The organism is Paenibacillus jiangxiensis (genome assembly GCF_046098255.1).
Classification (GTDB): Bacteria; Bacillota; Bacilli; order Paenibacillales; family Paenibacillaceae; genus Paenibacillus; species Paenibacillus jiagnxiensis.
In genome coordinates this window covers 272,843-296,321 of the sequence record NZ_JBJURI010000001.1, presented here as the reverse complement: position 1 = coordinate 296,321, position 23,479 = coordinate 272,843, and the positions used below count along the sequence as shown (strand labels likewise).

The 23,479-nt window shown below is 46.9% G+C and carries 19 protein-coding genes, 3 pseudogenes and 1 CRISPR repeat array; of the genes and pseudogenes, 19 read left to right on the top strand and 3 right to left on the bottom strand.

The window, feature by feature from the left end; translation table 11 throughout:
• Positions 1-23 precede the first annotated feature (23 nt).
• The 3 genes from ACI1P2_RS01300 (at position 24) to ACI1P2_RS01290 (ending at position 2,934) form a co-directional block, all read left to right on the top strand.
• Positions 24-530 (top strand): DinB family protein, encoded by a 507-nt coding sequence (locus tag ACI1P2_RS01300; protein ID WP_355316105.1) that lies wholly within the window; start codon positions 24-26, stop codon positions 528-530.
• A 558-nt stretch (positions 531-1,088) separates the two neighbouring features.
• Positions 1,089-1,691 (top strand): RNA polymerase sigma factor, encoded by a 603-nt coding sequence (locus tag ACI1P2_RS01295; protein WP_355316300.1) that lies wholly within the window; start codon positions 1,089-1,091, stop codon positions 1,689-1,691.
• Positions 1,618-2,934, top strand: coding sequence for a DUF4179 domain-containing protein (locus tag ACI1P2_RS01290; RefSeq protein WP_355316103.1), 1,317 nt, complete (start codon positions 1,618-1,620; stop codon positions 2,932-2,934). The genes ACI1P2_RS01295 and ACI1P2_RS01290 overlap by 74 nt, the downstream gene beginning before the upstream one ends.
• A gap of 64 nt (positions 2,935-2,998) precedes the next feature.
• Here the strand turns inward: ACI1P2_RS01290 and ACI1P2_RS01285 are convergent, their stop codons facing one another.
• Positions 2,999-3,529, bottom strand: a complete 531-nt coding sequence (locus ACI1P2_RS01285) for a copper amine oxidase N-terminal domain-containing protein (protein ID WP_355316102.1) — start codon at positions 3,527-3,529, stop codon at positions 2,999-3,001.
• A 577-nt stretch (positions 3,530-4,106) separates the two neighbouring features.
• Between ACI1P2_RS01285 and ACI1P2_RS01280 the strand changes: the two genes are divergently transcribed.
• The 10 genes and pseudogenes from ACI1P2_RS01280 to cas2 all read left to right on the top strand — a co-directional run bounded on the left by ACI1P2_RS01280 (position 4,107) and on the right by cas2 (position 14,157).
• Entirely contained in the window at positions 4,107-4,994 is an 888-nt protein-coding gene (locus ACI1P2_RS01280; RefSeq protein WP_355316100.1) for a MurR/RpiR family transcriptional regulator, read from the top strand.
• Positions 4,995-5,013: 19 nt separating this feature from the next.
• Entirely contained in the window at positions 5,014-6,096 is a 1,083-nt protein-coding gene (locus ACI1P2_RS01275; RefSeq protein WP_355316099.1) for an ABC transporter substrate-binding protein, read from the top strand.
• Positions 6,097-6,145: 49 nt separating this feature from the next.
• Complete coding sequence (locus tag ACI1P2_RS01270; protein ID WP_355316097.1) at positions 6,146-7,006, top strand: ABC transporter permease; 861 nt, start codon at positions 6,146-6,148, stop codon at positions 7,004-7,006.
• A complete protein-coding gene (locus tag ACI1P2_RS01265) occupies positions 7,006-7,782 on the top strand; it encodes an ABC transporter permease (RefSeq protein WP_355316095.1) in 777 nt (258 codons plus the stop codon). Before ACI1P2_RS01270 ends, ACI1P2_RS01265 begins: the two co-directional genes overlap by 1 nt.
• Before the next feature lie 15 nt (positions 7,783-7,797).
• Positions 7,798-8,877, top strand: coding sequence for an ABC transporter ATP-binding protein (locus tag ACI1P2_RS01260; protein WP_355316093.1), 1,080 nt, complete (start codon positions 7,798-7,800; stop codon positions 8,875-8,877).
• Positions 8,878-8,898: 21 nt separating this feature from the next.
• Complete coding sequence (locus ACI1P2_RS01255; protein ID WP_355316091.1) at positions 8,899-10,119, top strand: M20 family metallopeptidase; 1,221 nt, start codon at positions 8,899-8,901, stop codon at positions 10,117-10,119.
• A 13-nt stretch (positions 10,120-10,132) separates the two neighbouring features.
• Entirely contained in the window at positions 10,133-11,311 is a 1,179-nt protein-coding gene (locus ACI1P2_RS01250; protein WP_355316089.1) for a M20 metallopeptidase family protein, read from the top strand.
• Between the two features lie 242 nt (positions 11,312-11,553).
• Positions 11,554-12,592 (top strand): annotated as a pseudogene (locus tag ACI1P2_RS01245) (transposase).
• A 739-nt stretch (positions 12,593-13,331) separates the two neighbouring features.
• A pseudogene (cas1, locus tag ACI1P2_RS01240) lies at positions 13,332-13,862 on the top strand (CRISPR-associated endonuclease Cas1); the annotation flags it as partial.
• A 9-nt stretch (positions 13,863-13,871) separates the two neighbouring features.
• A pseudogene (cas2, locus tag ACI1P2_RS01235) lies at positions 13,872-14,157 on the top strand (CRISPR-associated endonuclease Cas2).
• Positions 14,158-14,324: 167 nt separating this feature from the next.
• Positions 14,325-14,694: a CRISPR direct-repeat array (repeat unit 33 nt; unit sequence GTCGCTCCTTACGCAGGAGTGTGGATTGAAATA).
• A gap of 218 nt (positions 14,695-14,912) precedes the next feature.
• Here the strand turns inward: cas2 and ACI1P2_RS01230 are convergent.
• A complete protein-coding gene (locus tag ACI1P2_RS01230) occupies positions 14,913-15,266 on the bottom strand; it encodes a helix-turn-helix domain-containing protein (RefSeq protein ID WP_355316085.1) in 354 nt (117 codons plus the stop codon).
• A 134-nt stretch (positions 15,267-15,400) separates the two neighbouring features.
• Between ACI1P2_RS01230 and ACI1P2_RS01225 the strand changes: the two genes are divergently transcribed.
• From ACI1P2_RS01225 to ACI1P2_RS01215, 3 genes are all read left to right on the top strand, one after another.
• The gene (locus tag ACI1P2_RS01225) at positions 15,401-15,931 is read left to right on the top strand and encodes a hypothetical protein (RefSeq protein WP_355316084.1); all 531 of its coding nucleotides are present in this window, start codon (positions 15,401-15,403) and stop codon (positions 15,929-15,931) included.
• Positions 15,932-16,585: 654 nt separating this feature from the next.
• A complete protein-coding gene (locus ACI1P2_RS01220; RefSeq protein WP_355316082.1) occupies positions 16,586-17,938 on the top strand; it encodes a WXG100 family type VII secretion target in 1,353 nt (450 codons plus the stop codon).
• Positions 17,939-18,319 (top strand): hypothetical protein, encoded by a 381-nt coding sequence (locus tag ACI1P2_RS01215; protein WP_355316080.1) that lies wholly within the window; start codon positions 17,939-17,941, stop codon positions 18,317-18,319.
• Positions 18,320-18,775: 456 nt separating this feature from the next.
• On the opposite strand, the gene ACI1P2_RS01210 is transcribed toward ACI1P2_RS01215, so the two are convergent.
• On the bottom strand, positions 18,776-19,819 hold the full coding sequence (locus ACI1P2_RS01210; protein WP_355316078.1) for an SIS domain-containing protein: 1,044 nt from the start codon (positions 19,817-19,819) through the stop codon (positions 18,776-18,778).
• An 869-nt stretch (positions 19,820-20,688) separates the two neighbouring features.
• Here ACI1P2_RS01210 and fba point away from each other — a divergent pair.
• From fba to ACI1P2_RS01195, 3 genes are all read left to right on the top strand, one after another.
• Positions 20,689-21,555, top strand: coding sequence for a class II fructose-1,6-bisphosphate aldolase (gene fba / locus ACI1P2_RS01205; RefSeq protein WP_355316076.1), 867 nt, complete (start codon positions 20,689-20,691; stop codon positions 21,553-21,555).
• Positions 21,552-22,481, top strand: coding sequence for a 1-phosphofructokinase (gene pfkB / locus ACI1P2_RS01200; protein ID WP_355316074.1), 930 nt, complete (start codon positions 21,552-21,554; stop codon positions 22,479-22,481). Before fba ends, pfkB begins: the two co-directional genes overlap by 4 nt.
• A 139-nt stretch (positions 22,482-22,620) precedes the next feature.
• Positions 22,621-23,421, top strand: a complete 801-nt coding sequence (locus ACI1P2_RS01195) for a DeoR/GlpR family DNA-binding transcription regulator (protein ID WP_355316073.1) — start codon at positions 22,621-22,623, stop codon at positions 23,419-23,421.
• The last annotated feature ends 58 nt before the right edge of the window (positions 23,422-23,479 follow it).

Sequence of the window (23,479 nt, the reverse complement as noted above, 5' to 3'; positions counted from 1 at the left end):
ACAATTAGAGGAGAGTGTGACGGATGTATACGACTGTCAATGGATTTCTGAACGATTGGAAGCAGGAAGCCGAGCTTACGCTGCAGGTGCTGGACAAGCTGACGGACGATTCGCTGAGTCAGGCAGTGTCGGACGCTCAGCAGCGTACGATTGGCCAAATTGCATGGCATATCGTGCAGAGTGTGCCCTTTTTTGTGAATCAGATTGGGCTTCAGCAGGAAATCCCAGCTCCAGAGGAAGGTTCAGCATCCGCCATCGCACAAGCGTACCGCCGCGCCAGCGAGGCGGTAGTAGCAGAATTGAGCGCAAATTGGGCGGATAAGGACGAAAAGTTGCCTGAGCCGATCAAGCTGTTCGGAGTATATGATATGACCGTTGGCGATGTGTTAGTTCAGCTCGTCCGCCATCAGATTCACCATCGTGGTCAAATTACGATATTGATGCGTCAGGCGGGATTGGCGGCACCGGGTGTGTACGGGCCGAACGAGGAAGAAACGGCTGCCATGAGGGCGGCGCAAGCCAACTCGTAGTGTTGGTAGAAGTAAAAAAATCCTGCTGCTCCTAGTGAAGCGGCGGGATTTTTTTGTGTGTTTGCAGTTTTTGCGTGGTTAAAACTAAAAAATTATGACGTTTTTACGATCTTTGATGTTATAATGATAGATGTACAACACACCTTGAGTGGGTGCATCCTCCGAAAGGAGGTGATGCGAATGAACATTTCGTTTGGTGAAGTGCTAACCTTCGGGATTCTCCTGATTGCGTTACTTACTTACCTTGATAAACGGAAATGACCCGCTCACAGGTTGGCACCGTGCGGGTCAAATCTTCCATAGCAACAATTGGAGGGTTACCCCACTCAAGTGGTTGTGCTGGGGACCGACTGCCATCGGTCCTTATTTCTATCATTACTTTACCACAATGGTTTTTATACCTCAAGGCCATAACGTTTTATTGAAGCTTGTACAGGAGATCTTCGCAATCCACAAGTGATGGATAATTTCTATTTTGACTTGGTTGCGGAAATTTTTGTGTACATAATGAACTTTAATAACCTCTGCGATCTCTTATCTATGAAAAGGGGTGGGAGCTTGAATGTAAGCCGTCTTGTTAAACAAGCCCAAAAAGGCAACAAGGAAGCTTTATTACAACTAATTCTAGCTGATAAGGACGCTTATTATCGTCTTGCCTACAGCTACATGAAAAATGAGCATGATGCTATGGATGCCATGGAGGATATGATTGTTACGGTTTATGAAAAGCTGGATCAGTTGCAAAAAGGCGAAGCCTTTTACAGCTGGAGCAAAACCATTCTCGTCAATCGTTGCAAAACAATACTCCGCAACAAGGAGCGATTTCATCTACTGGGACACGACCAGGAACCAGCGCTTGCTGTATTAACTGACGATAATCCATACCGCTATACGGAGTCTGAGATGGATATACAGGTACTGCTCTCTCATCTTAATGCCAGGCAGCGGGAAGCCATCGAGCTTCGTTTTGTACATGATCTGGCGTATCAGACGATTGCGGACATGACCGGTGCACCTATTGGCACCATCAAATCAAGAGTTTCAAAAGGTATACAAAAACTGAAAGCCATGATCGGAGGTGATCGTTATGAAAACGATCGAGGAGAGATTACAGGAGCACAAACAGACCATGAGTACCGTAAAGGCACCGTCAGATCTTGAGGGCAGACTGCGAAGTGCACTTGAGAATGTTCCCGCTAAGACAAGAAAAAAGAATAGAGCAGTGACATGGATTGCATCGTCAGCCGCAGCTCTCCTTCTGATTGGCGGAGTTTATCAATATCCTGCATTTGCTTATTACGGAGGTAAGTTATTTAATACAGCTGAGCTGAGCTCTCTAAGCTTTGCCGAGTTGGCAGAGCAAGGATACGGGCAAACCGTCAACCAAAGCAAAACGCTTGATGACGGCACGGTCATTACCATTAACGGTGTTATTGCAGACGATAACGGATTGCTCATGTATTACACGATTGATCGACCCGCAGGTTCCATCTTTGATGACAATGGTTCATACCGTTATAACGTAAATAGTATACAAGGTTTTTTGACGGATTCAGCTCCAAAAGGAGGTAGTGCCAGTTATAGGGATAAGACCTATTACGAGGGAGTATATAAATTCGGACCAGTTAGTCCATTCTCCAGAACATTAACCGTTACATTCAGCGAGCGGCTGGATAATGGGGAACGGGCATTATATCCCATCTCCTTCAATTTTGAAGCGAATAGAGCGATGAAGAGTCTGCTTAAAGAGGACATTTCAAAATCCGTTTCTGTCGATCAAGGAACCGTCTATTATGACTCCATTACGGCTTCACCAACCTCAACCATCGTAAAGGGGCATTATGAAATGGATTATGAAGGGTACCCGAGATTTACAGGCACAACAAAGCTTTATGTGAATGGAACAGAAGTAAAACCATGGGGAATGCGGGGGGATCGTTTCACGGAAGAAGGCATCCCGGGATTTGAACTTGAATTTGATGTGCTTCCTACAGACAAGGTGGAAACCGTTGAACTTGTGCTAAAAGATTTCCCTGGATATCAGAAAGTAGACAAAGCTATCTCCTTGGCCTCGCCATCAGATCAATCCATTAAAATAGGCAATGAAAAGCTATGGATTCGAAGCGTCACCAAAACCGATGCAGGGTATGATATCGTGATCGCCAGAAAACAATTTACCATCTTGGACACTGAAAATTTATCTGTTCAAGCTGGTGGTGCCGCAGTCCCCGTATCTTCCATTTCCGAATCGCGTCCGTGGGATTTGAAAAACGGCAACATCCTGTGGGAGCAGACTTATTCTTTTAATACAAAGGAGAAACCGGAACGCCTGCTGCTAGACGGATTTCACTACATTAAAACCTATGACAAGGTAGTATCTATTCCTGTAGGTGAGAAGAAATAAAATCATACGTTTGTTGCAATCGCTGAATATACTCAAAACACCATGAATGGGGCGGATCTCTTTACTATTGATCCTGGCTAATAATTAAGGCATCGGTCCCTTGCTCAAGTTCAACAGAAAGCTGCAGCACGTCGCTAAAATAATCCTCTAGCACATAAAGCGACCCATCAATTATAACAGGGGCGATGCCAAGCGAGATCGGTTCCATATCATTGTACTGGTAGTAGTCGGTATCTTTTTGCACCGTTGTCCAGGATTCGTCTTTTCTAACCTCGGCTGAATGGGTTGCTTGATTCCAGATTACCGTAAAGCCGACGCCTTCAGCGACAGTTCTAAACGGCAGCAGCCGATAGCCATGTCCGGTGACCAAGTAAGCGGGTTCGTTTTCGATTTCATTTCCATCTTTAACGATTCTAACAGTGAAGTTTGTTTGGTCCTTGATGTCTTTAGTAGTTCCTGTACCGGTCTCGGATGTTGGAAATTCAGTCACCAGTGAAGCGTCTCCGGCATAAGCGGTTGGAGCAGCAGAGGCGGATAACCACAATAAGCAGCTGCTTGCGAGGAAGAGCATTAACGTTTTAAAAGATTGTTCCATGGTTTTGAACCTCCACAATTTGTTATTTCCTAGAGCGATCAACAGTTACAATATACCTTAAGTGGGTCGGTTCACTCCGGAAAGGAGTTGAGTCGTTTGAACCTCTCTCTCTCCAATGTCATCATGTTTGCAACTTTCCTAATTGCACTGTAACACATACCTGGATAAAAAGAAGAAGTGCCCCCTCAAGGTTCCCACCTACGAGCTCACTTCTTCTAAGATAACATTCTGCTTGGTGAGGTGAACCCATTCAAGCTGTTTTGCTGGGGACGGTTGGCGAACCGTCCTTATTTCTATTCTTAATGTACCATGCCCGTTTTTCTACCTCAAGGTGATAATCGCTTATATCGTACGGGAAAATCCCCGGTCAGTACCGATCTCGCCTCCAATATATTTCTAAGCTCAGTTTTGTGGTATTTTAATGTCATATAATATGTCATAAATGATGCTATAGACTTATTTTATGACAATTTTGTTGACAAAAATAGATGGACAACTTATTTTATAATCATTACTTAGCAACATTAATTGTCAAGTCAGCAACAAAAATTGCCAAGTCTCTAGGAGGGAGGAACAAGTGGAAAATCATAAAAGCTTTTTTTCTAATCTTCAGAATGCTCTTCCATCAATGAGCGAAGCCAAACGGTCCATTGCGGAATATTTAATGGAAAATTGGCAGGAAGCCGTGTTTTTATCGGCTGGTAAAATAGCGAGAAAAGTGGGCGTGAGTGAATCAGTCGTTGTCCGATTTGCGCAGGATTTAGGGTATTCCGGCTTCCCCGAGCTTCAAGGGGTGCTGCAAACTATACTCCGCCACAGAATGACAGGTGTTTCGGATTCTCTGGCAAGTATCGAAGACGATCAAGAGCTTGAATCGATCACGGACAAGCATTCCCCGGAGGTCGTTCAGCTTAGCTACAATTTAACATTGAAAAATCTTCAAGCCACACTGTACAACAACGATTTTGATACCATTCTCAAAGCTGTGGACAAGATCGTGAACTCCAGAAGGATCGTCATCATCGCCTCAAGAAATGCATTGGGGCCGGCAACGATTCTTGCCGCTCATTTGAATGAGATATTTACCAATACCCTTTTGGTTGCGGCCGGAATGGACGATATGTTTGATCACTTACGGCCATTAACCGAGGAAGATTTGCTCATCACATTCGGACATCCCTCTTACAGTACGAATACGGTTAAAGCTGCAAAGTTTGCGGAAACGAGAAAGGTTAAGCAGATTTCCTTTACCGATTCTTTATCAAGTCCTTTAGCTTTACCGGGCGTCACGGTTTTATTGACTTCTTTCCGGTCTTATTCGTTCGCCACCTCACACGTTTCCACTGTTTTTTTAATTGAGATCCTGCTGCACATCATGACCAAGCGGGACAACGGCAAGGTGATTCGATCCGTTGAAGAGATCGAGCTGCTGAACAGAACATATGGGTTGACGATTAACAATTGACAGAGGAGCTGACACATATATGAACAAAAAAACGACTGCTATGATTTGCAGCCTGCTGCTGATTTTCACGGTACTGGCCGGTTGTTCGGGTACGACAAAGGATGCAGCTTCGGGCGGAACGGGAGGAAAGCCGTACGAGGGTACAACGCTGACGGTGGCTTCTTACGGCGGAGTATTTGATGAAGCGGTCAAAAAATATGTCATCACCAAATTTGAGGAGGAAACAGGGGCCAAGGTCGTTCTGGACCCTTCCTATAACTATACAAAGCTTGCGGCCGACAACAAAAATCCAAGCGTCGATTTAATCGTTCTGGACGATGCCAGAGTCATTCAAGGTGGAGAAGCGGGCCTTCTGGTTAAACTGGACTCTTCCAAAATCAGCAACTGGAGCAATGTGTATCCCGAGATGATTGATGCCAATCAGTACGGGATTGCATGGTGCGTCGGTTCCTACGGGATCGCCTATAACAAAGACAAAATCCAAACACCTCCGACCTCATGGAACGATCTGTGGAACCCTGAGTATAAGGGGAAAGTCGCGATTAATGATTTGGCGTCCGCCAACGGATCAGTTCAAGCCTTTGTCGGGATCGCCAAAATGAACGGCGGAGACGAAAAGAATATGGCTCCGGCCTTTGAGAAATACAAGGAACTTGCCCCGAACTTGCTAACCATTGCGAACAGTACCCCGCAAATGACCGATTTGCTCACTCGTGAAGATATTTGGATTGCGCCATGGTGGGATGGCCGCGCCCTGAATCTGGCCAGCACCAAAAGTAACATCGGTTTCGTTCGTCCCCAGGAAGGAGCTTATGCCACCATTGTGGAGACGGCCATTCCCGTCAATGCCAAAAATCAGGAGTTAAGCTATAAGTTCATCAATATGCTTCTTGAAGAAGATGCTCAACTGGGTTTTTCCAAAGACATGTTTTACGGGCCGACCAATAAAAATGTGAAGCTTCCCGACGATTTGGCCAAACAGGTCGTTTATGGAGAGGAAGGCATCAAGAGCCTGAAAAATGTGGATTGGAAGTATGTTGCGACAGTCCGTAGCGAATGGATCAACGAATGGAATCAAACGATTGTTCCTGCAATGAAATAATGCGGATGGGCAAGATTTTCTTGCCCATTCTTCCTATCGAGGTGAAGCAATGCGAGGGATCAAAACGTGGTGGCTTATTATTTTGCCGGGTCTGATATTGATGATTTTATTCTTTGTACTCCCGCTGATCTTGTTGTTCCGGTACAGCTTCTACGAGTTTGTTCCGGGCCAGTTCATGCAGCCAGGCTGGGTGATCGAGGCTTACAAAGGTATTTTCCATAATCCGACCTATTTTGAGGCATTGAAAAATACGATCTGGATCGGGATTAAAGTCGTCATTTTCTGTGCGCTGCTCGGGTATCCGGTCGCTTATTTCCTGGCCAGGAAACAGTTTATGTTCAGGCAATTCGTTTCTCTGCTTGTCATCATACCGTTACTGACCAGCCCGGTGGTGACGGCTTTCGGTTGGGTGGTGCTGATATCCGACAATGGGCTTGTGAATCAAATTCTGATCAACACAGGGCTTATACATTCCCCTTTGAAAATGATGTTTAACGAAACAGGAGTCGTGATTGCGCTTATTCAATATTCCCTGCCCTTTATGATTCTTTCCCTCAGGTCGACGTTGGTGAGCCTGGACACTACATTAGAGGATGCGGCCAGCAGCCTGGGGGCTTCGCCGTTCCGAGCTTTTGTTAGAGTCGTATTGCCGTTGTCCATGCCGGGAGTGTTTGCAGGAAGCTTGCTGGTATTTATCAATACGATCAGCGCGTTCGTCACCCCCATGCTGTTGGGGGGCGGTAGAGTTCACACTTTAGCTGGGCTGATTTATGACGAGACGATGGTGACCTTGAATTGGCCTGTCGCCGCCGCGGCTTCCATCATTTTGCTGCTGATCACCATGGCGCTTCTTTGGGGCTACAGCCGTCTTATGGAATCCAGGCTTCTTGGGGGAGGTGGAAGAAGCTGATGGTCAAAGGCTTCTTTATTCTGTTAAGTGTTTTTGTATTTATCTATTTATTGTCCCCGATTGTTGTATTGATTGGAGCTGCTTTTAACTCAGAAGCTTATATGGCATTTCCGCCCACCTCTCTTTCAATTCGGTGGTTCCAGGTGATCTTCGAAGATACGGCGTTTATGAGCGCCTTATGGACATCCGTGAAGCTCGGGATCATTTCCAGCGTCCTTTCATTACTGTTCGGCACACTGGCTGCTTACGGTATTGAACGTTTACCCGCCGTGTGGAGAAACGGAATGAATGCCTTTTTTATGAGTCCTCTCCAATTGCCGGCTATTGTGCTGGGGATCGCCCTTTTCCAGTTGTTTAAAGGGTTGGGAGTTACCATGGGCTTCACGACGCTGCTGCTTGGCCATTTGATTTTATGTATGCCTTATGCCGTTCGCACGGTAAGTGCTGCGTTGTTCCGATTTGACAAGTCGGTGGAGGAGGCGGCTCTTACCCTCGGTGCATCACCGCTGAAGACGATGTGGCATGTAACGATGCCGATGTTGAAGCCATCGCTGATTGCTTCGGCCATCTTCGGATTCGTCGTTTCCTTCGGCAATCTTTCGTTTTCCATGTTTATTTCCAGTCCCCGGGTCAACACCTTGCCGGTTCAGATTTTCGGATTCGTGCAGTACAGCCCTGACCCGAGGATTGCTGCCATTTCGGCAATCGTCATTGTGGTGACGGTAGTCATTCTTTATATTACCGAGAAGTTCGTTGGCTTGAATCGTATGTACTAGCAGGAGGGGTGCGGCATGTCTGATCTTGTTCTTAAGAATGTTTGCAAAAGCTACCATAAAGGTGAGCAGCAGGTTGTGAAAGGTGTTTCGCTGGAAGTTAAAGCTGGAGAGCTGGTATCCTTTCTTGGGCCAAGCGGCTGCGGCAAAACGACCATTTTGCGTATGATCGCAGGGCTGCTGCTGCCGGATAGCGGAACCATTCATATTCTAAATAAAGAAGTGGCCAAGCTGCCCTCTTATAAAAGAGATATCGGTATGGTATTTCAGAATTATGCGCTTTTTCCTCATTTAACAGTGCAGGAGAATGTAGCTTTCGGCTTGAAAATGCGCAAAACCGGCATGAACCGTGCGGATATCAAACAGCAGACTGAAGCGATCCTGGAGACTGTGAATCTGAAAGGGTTCGGCAGCCGCTATCCAAAGCAATTGTCGGGCGGGCAGCAGCAGAGGGTCGCGCTTGCGAGGGCGCTTGTTATTAAACCGGCTGTCCTTCTGCTGGATGAGCCATTAAGCGCATTGGATGCCAAGCTCCGACATGAGACGAGGGAGGAGATCAAGCGGCTGCAAAGAGAACTGGGCGTCGCTACCGTATTTGTAACCCATGACCAGGAAGAGGCGATGGCGCTTTCGGATCGGGTTGCGATACTGAGCAATGGACTTATTCAGCAGTACGACAAGCCTGAAACGATCTTCGAACAGCCGGAAAATGTATTCGTTGCCCGCTTTATGGGGATTTCGAACATCTTTTCCGCCGTTCCCGCGGGAGATAACCGCTACAGGCTGGATGGTGATGTAATCATCGTTGCAGGCAGGCACGAACCGGATCTTCATTCCATAGGCATCCGTCCCGAGAAACTCAAAGTTCGTCTGGGTTCCCATGACATGCAAGAGTCCAACAGCTTTCGCGGAAAAGTGGTCCGCAGAAGCTATTCCGGCATGACGGTCAAGCTGGAAATTCAAGCAGTACCGGATTTGACGTTCACATCAGTCGTTCCAGCGGATTCGGAAGCGGCGAAAGCTGTGGAAGGCACTGCTGTAACGGTATATTGGCAACCGGAAGATACTTTGCTGCTTCGCCCGGAGAACGTACAATAAATTGAAGAATGGAGAATGGACATGGAAACGGTGGATACAGTAATCCAGGTTAACGACGATGAAATGATCAGTCTATTGAAAAGTATGATACAGCATAAAAGCTACAGCGGCGAAGAAGGGAAGCTGTCGCTTTTTATGGCGGATTATTTAAGTAATATGGGCCTTGAAGTGGAAATGCAGGAGGTCGTGCCGGGGAGATACAATATCATAGGGGTATTGAAAGGCACGGGCAGCGGTGAGAGTGTAATGTATAACGGCCACATCGATACGAATCCGATCGGATTGGGATGGACGGTGGACCCGCTTGCGGGATATGTCGATGACGAATGTATTTATGGAATCGGCGTGTCCAACATGAAAGCGTCGGATAGCGCATTCGTTGCCGCCGTCAAAGCGATCGTTGATTCGGGCGTTCGCCTGAAGGGTGATGTCATTGTAGGGCTTGTAATCGGAGAATTGCAGGGCGGAATCGGTACGATCCATATGCTGGAGTCTGGCATAAATGCAGACTGGTTTATTAACGGAGAGCCCACCGATTTGTCCTTGATGACCTTGCATGCAGGCGCTTGTGAAATCGCCATTCACGTGTATGGAGTAAGCCGGCATTTGTCCAAGGCGGAGCAGGGGGTCAATGCTATTGAGCAGGCGAAAAAAGTGATGGACGGTTTGGCGAGCCTGCAGTTCAGCGGAGCGACGAAACCGCAATATGCAGGTTTGAACCGTTACAATATTGGAGTGATCAGGGGTGGTCTCGGAGACGAGTATCATGAATGGAGAATTCCGCAGCTGCCGGACAAATGCACGTTGAAGGTAGCTCTCCGTTTTGCGCCAAGCCAGACTGCGGAGAGCATTGTGGCGGATGTCCAAAGCCTGCTGGATCGTCTTCATGTGGAGGACCCTGAATTTAAAGCCGAGATCGAGCTGCTGAACGGACCTGGCTATCCGGTTATGGGCTCTTTTGAAATCGACGAAAATGAAGCTGTTGTCCAGGTAATGCGGGCAGCGCATGAACGAATCACCGGGGAAAAACCGCGTGTAGGCGACGTTGCTCCATACAAGTTTTACGGCACAGACGCAGCGCATCTCCAGAAAGCAGGCATCAAAGGAGTGATCTACGGCTGTGGAGGAAAATACAACACCATGCCGGATGAGCGGGTTGAACTCAAAGATTTAAAGACATGCGCCAGAGTGTATGCCGCCTCTATCGTTGAAATTTGCAGCTGTGAAAAGACCAGGCCATAAGGGGTGGTACATCGTGAGCGATACATTATTTGCAAGGCTGGAGGAATTATTTCCTGAAATGGTTGCTTGCCGGCGGGATTTCCACATGTATCCGGAGCTATCTTTTATGGAAGAAGAAACACCGCGGAAAATCGCTGCATTTTTAAGTGAACTGGGTTTGGAGGTTAGAACCGGGGTCGGAGGCAAGGGAGTCGTTGCAACGTTAAAGGGCGGCAGGCCGGGAAAAACGGTCGCACTGCGGGCAGATTTCGATGCCTTGCCCATTCAGGATCAGAAACAAGTGGAATATAAATCACGCATTCCCGGCGTCATGCATGCCTGTGGTCACGATATCCATACGGCCGCCCTGATGGGCGTAGCCAAAGTGCTGAGTGAAGTGAAAAATGAGATCAATGGCAACGTCGTTTTCATTTATCAATTTGCCGAGGAGCAAATTCCTGGCGGTGCCAAGCCCATGATTGAAGATGGATGCCTGATGGATGTGGATGTCATTTACGGAGCGCACGTCAGCTCCGCCATACCTGCGGGCATATTCAGCACGCTGGAAGGTTATGTTCATGCCGCCGGGGATACATTTGAGATTGAAATCATCGGCAAGGGCGGACACGGAGCATCCCCCCACCTAACGATAGATCCGCTGATGGCAGGCGGCCAACTGGTCGTTGCTCTACAGCAAATTGTAGGCCAGAGGGTAGACCCTATTCAACCCGCTGTTATTTCGGTAGGTACTTTTCATGCGGGCCAGGCCGCCAACATTATCCCGGAGATAGCGACAATTACTGGAACAGTACGGACTTACGACGAGCAAGTGCGCGATTTTATTGAAAAGTCCATTGGCAAATTAGCATCATCCATCTGTGAAGCAGCGGATGCTAAAGTCAACTATACGTATAGCAGAGGGTATCCTGCGTTATGGAATCATCCAGCAGAGACGCAGCGAATAGAAAGGCTCGCCAAACGTATTTTCGGTGAAGAGCAGGTCAGGAAGTACACACCTTCCATGGGAATGGAGGACTTTGCTTATTACGTGAAAGAGATACCCGGCAATTATTTCTTCATCGGCGGCCGAAATGAAAGTATAAATGCCGTCTATCCTCATCATCATGCCCTATTTGATGCCGATGAGCGTTCCATGCTGGATATCGGAAAAGTCTTTATTGCCGCGGTTTTCGATTATTTGAAGCAGGGGTAGTGAGATTCAAAGAATTGTTCCTCTGATATTAGAATGTTAAAGAAGACGATGTTTATTTGATTTTGAATAAACATCGTCTTTTTTAGTCTTTTCTCCTCTTTATTAGGCTCAAAACCAAAATTAGCGGTTGAAAAATTCAGTTGCTTGTGAAAATGAGGGCAAAAATGGAAAAACATCTGTAAATCCTGTATTGTTGTAAGTCCTACCAAACAACAAAAGAATATGACAGATGCTACTCCAGTATAAAAATCACCTCCATAGATTCCCATGAAGTTCATCTGGAGGCACCACCTGTGGAAGATAAACAGCCTTGCCCGATCTGTTATTCTAAGCAAAATGTGAGGCGTGACAGTCGAAACAGCACGCGTAAAGTTCGGCATCTGAGTATCTTGGCAGAAAGTGCTTTTTGCATGTTCCTTCTCTTCGGCTGGCTTGCTCCCATTGCCACATCGGGTTTGTTTGGAACTATGAATTTGTAGGTCCCAAACAACGGTACGCAGGCTTTTTCGTCAGCGGACCGTAGATCAGGCGTTGGGTTCAACGTCGGCTCATAGCGCAAGAATGCAAGAAGCACCTTCCAGCACTGTACAACGAATGCATCAGGAAGTTCTCCCGGTAGAGTGCGAGCGGCTCGTCCGTCACGCTTGGGATCAAGCCCAAGCCTCGGAAGGACTGGTGCTGGGGATTGACGACTTTGCGATTAAAAAAGGACATGCCTACAATACAGGGATTCACAATCTTCGAGGTGAAACCATGCTGGACGTGCTGGATGGACGCAAACTGGAGGATTTACGTACGTATGCGCGGCAGCATCCCGACTTCCTGAAGCTAAAACCGAAGGCGGTCGTCATGGATTTGGCACAGGCGTATCACACCTGGATTAGCGAGTGTTTTCCAGAGGCGATCCGTATTGCTGATCGGTTTCACGTTCACGGCTACGTCATTGAAAGTGTCCAAGCGGTTCGGAAGTCACTGGTAGACTGTTCGCCAGATGCACGTGTGGCCTGTCTTGGTTTTGCTCGTTGGTGTCGGCAAGGAGAAGACATCGACCATGAAGCGGTTCGAAGCACCTTGAGAACCATGAAAAATTGGGAAACGGAAATCGTGAACTACCACTGTTGTCGTTGGACCAATACCACCGTAGAGGGAAGGCATGATCGGATCAAAGCGTACCAGCGTCGACACTATTTCACACGTAATCGTAAGTGTTACAAAGCAGGTATTTTAATCGAATGTAATCGACACCGTTTGTGGGGGCAAAAATCAACCGCTAATTTCTAGGTTGAGCCATTTTTTATCATATATTTGCGATGCGAAAATGTCGCTCCTTACGCAGGAGCGTAGGTAAGAAAGCCCTTTACCATTGCTAATATGGTAACCAGTGGCTTTTTTGCTTTATTTCCGAATTTTTTGTTAAATGAAATTCATAATCCCAATGTCCCATGGATGCCACATATCGAAGCCAGTGACCGTCAGTCTAAAAAAAGAAGACCGATGACGAATGAGCAGTGAGTGCCTCACGAACTTCCAAAGAAAAAAATGATCGTAAAACGAAAGCGGCGTAAGCCAAGTCGTAGTATTGATGATAACCGTGATTAAGTCTGTAGTTTCTAGTGGGGGTTGAGAGCTTTTAATTTAGTGCTATATTTTTAAAAAAATATTCCATTTTTAGTATGATTCCAATGTGCTTAGTGCGAACCCCAAGCTCACATGAATTTCCTAGGAGATTCGCACTTGCTTATGTAGCAACGAATTTTGGCTATTTACCGGAGAATGTCGTAAGAATATAATGGACAAATAAGTGATTCGCACTTTTTCATGCGAGATTCCTTATTCTACAAGGCCTCAACTGGCCGCTGTCGCTCCTTATGTAGGAGCGTGGATTGAAATAAATGACCCGAGCCATGATTCGAACGAAGCAAAGTCGCTCCTTATGTAGGAGCGTGGATTGAAATGTATAGCGACATGGTGGAGCAGGCTAAAGAAGAGTCGCTCCTTATGTAGGAGCGTGGATTACCCAGAACCATCTGTCAGCTATAACAAATTGTTCAATGACATGATTTTGCAGCAAAAGGAAGATTTTTATTTTCATTCTCGCTCCCGCAGACCGCCTTTGGACAACGTAAACGCCATGCTTTCTTTGGCCTATACTTTGCTGGGGCATGATACTGCATCCGCACTGGAAGCGGTGGGCTTGGATGCTTATGTTGGTTTCCTTCATCGTGACAGGCCTGGACGCGAGTCCTTGGCGCTTGATCTCATGGAAGAGCTCCGAGGCGTTTTTGCGGATAAGTTTGTGTTATCGTTAATTAACAAGAAACTCGTAAATAAAGATGATTTTCTGCAAAAAGAGAATGGCGCTGTCTTTATGACGCCTGAAGCCAGAAAAACATTTCTGACTGCTTGGCAAAACAAAAAGCAGGAAAAAATCACTCACCCATACCTGGGTGAAAAAATCTCTTGGGGATTGGTTCCACATGCACAAGCTTTGTTATTGGCGCGTCATTTGCGCAATGATTTGGACGAGTACCCTCCTTTTTTATGGAAGTAGGTGCAGGATGTGTTGATATTAATTACGTATGATGTAAGTACATTGAGCAGGCCAGGGCAGGCTGCGAAGAGTATCGAAAATATGCCAAAATTATGGACAGCGGGTGCAAAACTCAGTCTTTGAGTGTATCGTTGACGCGGCTCAATTTGCCGAGTTGAAAATCAAGCTGAACAGCGTTATTGACCCGACCGAAGATAGCTTACGATTCTATCAGTTAGGTAACAATTACAAGAACAAGGTTGAACATGTAGGTGTTAAAGAGTCTATTGATATGGAAGGTCCATTAATCTTGTAGTGCGAATGTGAAGCTCACATAAAAATCCCGGATCATTCGCACCAGTTTTATTACAAATATTGTAATATAGTTTGTTTGGATACTGTTCTTTTGCTTTTATTTTGAAAGATGTAGATTGATTTTTAGCCAACAGGAGGTATTCATTCCTTTTGTTGGCTAAAAATCGCTGTCGCTCCTTACGCAGGAGCGTGGATTGAAATTATCAATCATTGCCGGCCTATCATTCTTCGCCAGCGTCGCTCCTTACGCAGGAGTGTGGATTGAAATACTGAAAGGCAAGGCTTTGGAGAAATTATATATTTGTCGCTCCTTACGCAGGAGTGTGGATTGAAATATTTTGGGGAGCTGGAACGGCTGGCTGAACAGCGAGTCGCTCCTTACGCAGGAGTGTGGATTGAAATAAGATGCGGACGATGTACAAAGCAACCGCCTTGTTGTCGCTCCTTACGCAGGAGCGTGGATTGAAATTGGACATGTTGCTCAAAGTGGTTGGCATTATCGCTGGTCGCTCCTTACGCAGGAGCGTGGATTGAAATCTCCAAGGGAGCATCCTGTTCTACTGGAATTGTTTCTTGTCGCTCCTTACGTAGAAGCATAACTTGAAAAAGGACACCGGGGAGGGTTTTGTATCACTCTTAACGAGGATCGTGAATGGGGAACTCCCCCACCCGAGTAATAGTTCAAGGAGGTAACTTATAGGAAAACCCGCCAGTCCATAATTAGGGAACAGGCGGGTTTTTAGATTTTATATGGAATCACTTGGTCTTTTTCGTGCCAGTAATCTCTCGAATAATATTTCGGGCTAAGTGAATTTTCTCCGGGTTCGATTTTCTGAGGATAGATACAATTTCTATAATTTCTTCATCAGACTCGACTATCTTTGGATCTTCATCTACATAGGTGAATAACTGAATTAGATTAACATCCAATGCTGCTGCGATTTTGGCTAAGTTCAACAAAGATACATTTTTTTCGCCACGTTCGATCTGTCCTATGTATGAAAAATGAAACCCTCCTTTTTCCCCAAGAGTCTCTTGCGATAAACCTTTTTCTTTACGTAAAACACGAATTCTGGCACCTACCAGTTTCAATATTTCCTTATCCTTCATGTATCTACACCTCACTATTAAAAAGTGTAGACAAGTTTTTATAGAGCATACACTAGTCGATTGAAATCAATGATACTAATATGTATTAATTATATGTATAATAATCATATCCTTATTCTTAGGGGGATTAGAATATGAAAAGCAATGTTTCTTTTGAAAAGCAAATTCCTTTAAGACACCAAGGGCTACAACGAATGAGAGTATTACCTTTGGATCAACAAGATAATCTTGAATTAATAAGAAAGACACAATACCTTAATGATCTGTCTAATGATCTCCACAATCTTGCATATTATCACATTAAACTATCATTGATTTTTTGTGACCATAACCAATCTCTGTCCAGCCTAATCCTCTGCGATTGGGCACTTGACTCCATGCTCAAAGCTTTATACATCAAAGAGAACAACAAACTATTCCCGGAGAAATCTTTCTCCATGGAAGAACTTATACACCTGCTGCATACTGAATCTGCTCCTGCGTTGGATGCTGTCATTTTCATCGGCACCATTCAGTATCTTGCTTCTTACTTGGAGAGAGACCAAATCTCTAAAATGAAGAAGAAAAACGTCACCCGCTTGCTGAAAAGAACTGATGAGATTCTATATCTACTTTCAACAAGAATTATGAACAATCCCTCAGAGCGCTATCAATCTATTTTCTAATAAGCTTCATGTAATGAAGAAAAACCACATTAATGAATTGCTGGTGCGAACCCCAAGCTCACATGAATTTCCCGGGAGATTCGCACTTGCTAGTGCAATAAGGATTATGGCTATTTACGGGGGAATGATGGCAAGAATACAATAAAGAAATGAAGGGTTCGCACTTTTGCTTAGGCGATCCCTTGTTCTAAAAGGTCTTAACTGGCCGCTGTCGCTCCTTATACAGGAGCGTGGATTGAAATCGTACAGTGTCGCGAGCCATACGACCTTCATGTCGCTCCTTATACAGGAGCGTGGATTGAAATAACCCGCAAATTGCATACCGTCCTGGAGCCTACGTCGCTCCTTATACAGGAGCGTGGATTGAAATAGGAAAGTTCGACTGTTTATCTTATCTTCGGGTCGCTCCTTATACAGGAGCGTGGATTGAAATGGTGATGTTGCGGCCAATGTCAAACAGGTTGATTCCGGTCGCTCCTTAATACAGGAGCCTGAATTTTTAAATGCACAAAAGTGAAAGTAAATTGTCAGATGAAGCGAAAGTCTCTGGAAGATAGCACGAAGGTCATATCAAAGTTGGACCTAATGCCGCTGTGCCCTGAATTTCTATTTTAGTAGAATTTAATTCTATAAAGTGGAAATGGGAGTGTAGGCATGGCGAAAATACAGATACCTGCGGATCTCATGATGGAAGTTGCTCGAAGGCTTAGAGTTGGGAAAGATCAGTTAGAATACATACTGGAGCAAAACTTATCTAGAACGACTGCCTTGTTGAATGAGTTTGAGGGAGACACAGCGAGAAGGTTCCGTTCTCTGCATGAAGAGAATTCGAAGCTACTTGGCTTGGTCCCGGTAAATCTCCAAAAAGCAGCAGATGAATTAGTTTCCATTGTGAACAAGTTTGTTGACGCGGACTCGGGCATAGTCCAAATTCCTGATCTCGTTGGGACGATGAGCATTCATGATTATGCTGGAGATTTTTTCAAACCGGACTTTGGAACTATCGGGCCTGAGCATACCAGTTTTGCCCAACTGAATGAGCTGCCTGATAATAAATATGCTTCTACCGAAAGGCCACCAAGGGAAGAACCGGAGAAAGGGTTCGGCGACCATGTTAGTGTTTTTTTCGAAGGGGCATGGAAACCGCTCAGCACATTGGGCGATGATATAGTTAAACTGGGCGAACAAATGGAAGAAGACCCGGTAGGGACGATCGGTGGAATGGCACGAGATGCGATTGCTGCGCCGGTTGAGGGAGCTGTGAATGGTGCTACTTTTGGATGGAACTATCTTTGGGGCACAGGTGGTGCAAGGGAACAAGTAAAGGAATATGTTGAGACGGAAAAACAAAAATTCGAGGAGCAGGGTGCGGCCTTTTATGCTGGAACAGCAGCCTCGACATTCGCTATTCAGTTTGTTGGCAGAAGAACAGGTATCAAAGGAAAGTTAGGGGACGGAGTAAAATACAGTCTTAGAGAATCTGATCAAGCCAGGGTCAAAGATACAATTTCAGAGAGAGCGAATGAGAATAGTAGATTTGCAAAGAAGCCCTTAAATCCAGATGATTATACTGGGCAACTTGATGAAAATTTTGCAAATCTAAGCACTACTAAACAAATAAATGCTGCTTTTGATAAAATTGAATCAACTTTTGGTAAAAAATATGCTGAAGCGGTTAGAAAACAGTTTGATTCCACGTCCCGAGCTTTTAATACTTCTGAAATGGGGGAATTCAGATTTGATACAAAGGGAAATCCGATAATCGATTTAAATAAAAAGTTTGGAAACTCCAGCATAATGGCAAATACAATACTACATGAGGTCAGGCATTTACGTCACTTTAATAAACTAGGATTATCCATTAGGGAATGGAATGATCTCCCAGAAGAAATTGTAGAAAGATATGCAACCGGCACAAATATATGGCAAGGAAAGAAGTTAGGACTAGTACCGGATGATTTGAAAATTTTCGAGGACTATTATAAAAGATATAGGGGGTTGAAATAAATGAAGCTCGATGTATTTCTGTTAGATGGTTACACGTATCGTGCGAGTGTGAAATCTATTCCTATTGTGGTAAGGTTATCATCTACAGATAAAATTGAAATCGCGGATAAAATTGATTTAAGAGAAATACTGCTTATACAAGATGGCAAAGATGTCTTCGGAGGATATATTAGATCCCGATTGGGGATGGAAAAAGACACAATAACCATCTCTTCTGAAAAACCCCACCATATGTTATATGATATATGTAATTATGAAGATAGCGAATTGAATCCGGGCGAGTATGGAGTGAGTGTTAAACTGCAAGCTTACCGTTACGAGAATGGGGAGCGAAAAGAAACCGTGAGTTTAGAAGGAAAGAGAAAGCTAATTCTTTTATGAGTGCATATGTACTTTTGTTCAAGGAAAAAGAAGATGAAAACGTTGTTGTTTATCATTTTGGACCCAATAAAGAAAAGACTGGGAGAATTGAATTTAATAAAAAACAAACATGTTCAGGGAATTGGAAGCAGTTCCTGATCTCTCCGAATCTAGTTCAAATCATTATTTTACTTATGCGGCCAAACGTTTATCCAGTATAATTAGAAAAGGCGAATCCTTTCCAGATGAAACTTTTTTTGCATAAATTTGAGGACACGAAAAACCACAGGATACACAAATTAATCCTGTGGTTTTTCCTATAGGCTCGACCTATGAAAGCTACGAATGCGAGTATAGGAAATCAGGGCAATCCACAAGACATGCGCAATGTCTTATGGACTGCCCCTTTTTATTTTTCGGCAACCGATGGGTATAAGGACCGATCAATGAATCCCCATTTCTTTCAACAACTTTTCCTTACAGCTTAACCCATGCCACCAGCCCGTCGGGCTGATCCGGGTTGATGCCGTGGCGTTCGGCGTTGGCGAGGGCGGCGATTTGCGGGATGAAAATGAACGGGATGCCCCGCACCGCAGGGTCCAGCGGACTGTCCGTCGTGATCGCTAGATCAACGATGTCTTGCGGCGCCGCTTCTGCCCGATCGGCAAACGCGATGACGGTAGCTCCCCGGTCTTTGATATCGCGCATAAGGTTACGCTGGTGGTCGATGCCGCTGTCCGACAAGGCCGCGATCACCAGCGTATCCGGGCCTACGGTCACCATCGGGCCGTGGCGCACGTCGAGCAGATGGTAGGCGTGAGCTTGCGTTTTGGCGATTTCAGTCAAAGCAATGGCTCCTTCGGCAGCCAGTCCCTGCAGTTCGCCGTCCGCCAGCACGACGGCGTTCGTCCAGGCAAAGTCGGAGACACGACGGATATCGTTCTCTACGCGCGTCATGTAGGCTTCACCCTGGTGAATAGCCGTTTGCATGTCGGCAATCAGGTTCTCGTCGCCGGCAAGGAAAGCGGCAAGCAGAAGATTGGCCGCATACAGATTCGTAACCGTACGGGTCTGGCAGACGCTGTCGTCGAAGGCCCATGGCAGCTCCAGGGCAAAATCGGCCCTTGCGGACAGCGGGGAATTCTCTACACAGGAAATGGACAATACGGGAATGTGTTCTTCCGATTGGATCAGGCGCAGCGCTTCAACCACTTCGCTGGTACTGCCGGACCGTGACGGCGCGATAGCCAGGGTGCCCGCCAGCATAGGGCGGTAGCGGTCGGCATGGAGCATCAAATCGCCGGCGGCCATGGAAAGCGCAGGCAGGCCGGCGCGCAAGCGGAAGGAGAAAGCAGCCGCTTCACTCAAGCAATAGCTGGACCCGGAACCGACGAAGGTCACGGAGGTGACCGCCTGTTCACGGACAAAGGCAGTAAATTCAGCGCGCTTCGCCACCATATATTCGAAGGTCTGCTGCAAGGCCTTGTATTGGCCTTTGATTTCACGATACGTCAAACTCATAAAGATGTACCTCCCGGAAATGGATTGATTATGACGCTTTGTGTCAATTTTATAATTATTTCAATCAAAAAAGCAATAGAAACGATTTATTCAATCAATATTATGGGTCTATGTCCACGAAAATAGCAATATTTTTTATAAAATGATTGATTTAATCAAAATAAACGATTATTATGATCACAAGCACAAGATTTATCCAATCATCCGTTTATCAAAAGTCAGTTGTTGCAAACATTCGCACAAGTGGATGGATCCAAAAAGTAACGTAAACGTTGGTGACGGCAGCAGATCAGACCGTATCAAGCTAACGGACCTGAGCGACCTTATTTGCCTGGAAAGACGCCGTTTTCATTTCTAACGGACGGGAGAGCCGCTAATTGCTCAAAAAAGGCCGGAGACGAGCACATCAATAGCCAATAAGGTCTGTGGTGTCCGTTAAGGCATCGAAAACTGTTGATTTCGCAGAAATAACGGTACTGTGGTCCGTTAGGATTGTCTTCACGGTACGTTCAACAGTAGTGCTCCGCTAGGATTGGCTTTACGGTATGATCAACAGCAATGTTCCGCCAGGATTGACTTTACGGTACGATCGTCAGCTGTGGTCTGCAAGGATTGGCTTTTACGGTACGATCAACAGCTCTGTCACTCTGGCTTTACAATACGACCGCAATTGCAGCTACTGCTGCAGTCGCAGAAACAGCTGCTGTTGTAGTCACGCCCGCACCACTAAACGTTATTACCGGATTGTTCCACTAATGAAAGGAAGGTGTTAAGTTCGTTCAAAACCGCCGCTATACAGCCAAGTAAAAGGCAACCATGAACCTTTTGTACCCGGCACGCGGCCATACCTTATCAAGGGGGAAAAAGATATGCCACTTATCTCATCTACTGAAATGCTGCAAACAGCCCGCAGGGAGAAATTCGCCATCCCCGCTTTTAACGTGCACACCCTGGAAATGCTGCAGGCTGTCGTTGAAGCGGCAGTTGAATCGGATTCCCCGCTCATTATTCAATCGACGGTGGGTACCGTCAAACATTTGGGTCCGGATTACATCGCCCATGCGGCCAAAACCGCGGCGGACCGGACGGATCTGCCCATAGCACTTCATCTGGACCACTGCACTGATTTTCCCACAATTATCCAATGCATACGTGCCGGGTACACCTCGGTTATGATCGACGCTTCCATGTTTCCTTTCGAGGAGAATGTGAAACAAACCTGCAAAGTGATGGAAATTGCCCGGGCTTCCGGCGTGAATGTGGAGGCCGAGCTTGGCAAGGTTGGCGGCGTCGAGGATGACATCGTCGTGGATGAGCGGGATGCTTCGCTGGCTGATCCTGATGAATGCGCTTTATTTATTGAACGTACCGGCGTATCTACGCTTGCGCCCGCCATCGGAACCGCCCACGGCATTTACAAGGGCACGCCGAACATTGATTTCGAGCGGATTGCGCGTATCGCGAATCGTGTGGAGGTTCCTTTGGTACTGCACGGCGGGTCGGGCATTCCGGCTGAGCAAATTCATCAGGCGGTCGCGCTGGGTATGGCCAAGGTGAACATCGCCACCGAGCTGCGCATCGCGTTCTCCGACGCAATCAAAGGCGTATTTGCACAGCATCCTGAAGAAAACGATCCGCGTAAATACATGGTTCCTGCGAAAGAAGCGGTCAAACAGTTGGCTATGGAGAAAATGCGGCTTTGCGGATCTGTCGGCAAAGCAGGCGTGGCCCGATGATCACCACCGTTACTCTCAACGCCGCCATCGACCGGACGTATTATGTCGACAAGTTTAGCTTGGGTCAGGTGCACCGGGTGGCCCGTCAGATCGACGAGCCGGGAGGCAAAGGCAACAATGTTGCCAAGGTGATCCGGCAGCTCGGCGGCGAGGTCACAGCCACCGGCATCATTGGCGGCAGCAATGGCACGTTTATTGAGAGCAGCCTGACGGAACGGGGCATACAGACTGCTTTTGTCCGTGGACCTGGGGAATCGCGGGTCTGCCTCAACATCCTGGATGAGTCCGACGGAAGCTCCACCGAGCTGCTTGGGCAGGGAATGTCCATTACGGATACTGAAGTTGAAGCGATGAAGGAAACGTTACGCGGGCTGGCCCTGCAGTCCAGTGTGGTCGTGCTGTCCGGAAGCTTGCCAGCGGGTACGCCGGAAGGCTTGTACGCGGAGCTGATCGGCATCGTCCGGGCCGCTGGCGCGCAGGCCTTTCTGGATACGAGCGGAGCGGCCTTCAATGCCGGGCTGAGCGCATCGCCTCACTTCGTGAAGCCGAACGAAGAAGAACTGTCCGGATGGCTGGGACGTGAACCGCAGCAGCTTAGCGAGTGGACACGGGCCGCGCAGAGTCTTGCCAACCAGGGGATCACCGAGGTATGTGTAACGCTGGGCAGCCGGGGAGCTGTGGCGTTCCTGGATGGCGCAGGTTATCTGGTGACACCGCCGGCCATTCAGCCCGTGAATACCGTGGGCTGCGGCGACGCCTTCGTGGCCGGTATGGCGTATGCGCAGGAGCGCGGCCATTCGGCCGCAGAGAGGCTGCGTACCGCCGCTGCAGCTGCTGCAGCGAATGCGATGTCCGCGAAAGCGGGCGATATCGACTACGGCCTTTTCCGGGAATACGAGCAGCAGGTGCAGGTTACAGCTCTGTGAAGAGTCCGGCAAAAGCGTGCGGCGCACGTTTTTCCAACAGGATGCTGGTTTACTTTGACTTATTGCAATCCATCCTTTCATACTCCACAATAGAGCTAACACGGGCTGTAACGGCCCAGATATATCAAAGGAGAGACATATGCAATATTCAAAGGGTGAACTTCGCAGAGCGAAAACACTGGAACTGATAAAATCGCGCGGAAAAATATCGCTGCAGGAGATTATTGAGGTCATCGGCTGCTCCGAAGCAACCGCAAGACGCGATCTGGACGTGCTGGAGAAAGCGGGCGGGATCATCCGCACGACCGGTGGAGCCATTTACGAAGGGGCGCTGATGTCCGCATCCGCAGAGCTTCCATTTGCCGCCAAACATGATTTCCAACGGCAGGATAAGGAGCGAATTGCAGAAGCTGCTGCCGCTATCGTAAAGGAAGGGGACATTATCTGCCTCACCGGGGGAACAACGACCTTTTTTATTGCGAAAGCGCTGAAAAAACGCCGGAAGATTACAATCGTCACCAACGCAGTGAATATTGCTTTTGAATTGGCCGACGCGGAAGATATTCAGGTTGTGGTGATTGGCGGCGTGATGCGGGCCAAAAGCTACGAGCTGAGCGGTCCGCTGGCGGAGAACGTGATCGATAAAATCAACATTACCAAAATGTTCCTCGGAGTGGACGGAGTATCTCTGAATCACGGATTTACGATGCATTCCGAGCTTGAAGCCCGTATTGCCCAATTAATGATGGAACGTTCCAGCGAAGTGTATGCTGTATTCGATCAAAGCAAGCTGGAGAAGAGCGCTTTGTTTACCATTACCCCTCTGGATCAGGTGACGGGGGTAATTACGAATGAGCAACCGGAGGGATGGTTTGAGCAGGCATGCCGGGAACAGCAGATTGCCGTATATACACCTATAGGCCACACTGCTTCTATTTAACGGCACTGATCCTCAAGCAGCCTCCCCTTCATATGCTGGCTAATTTGCAGGATTAGGG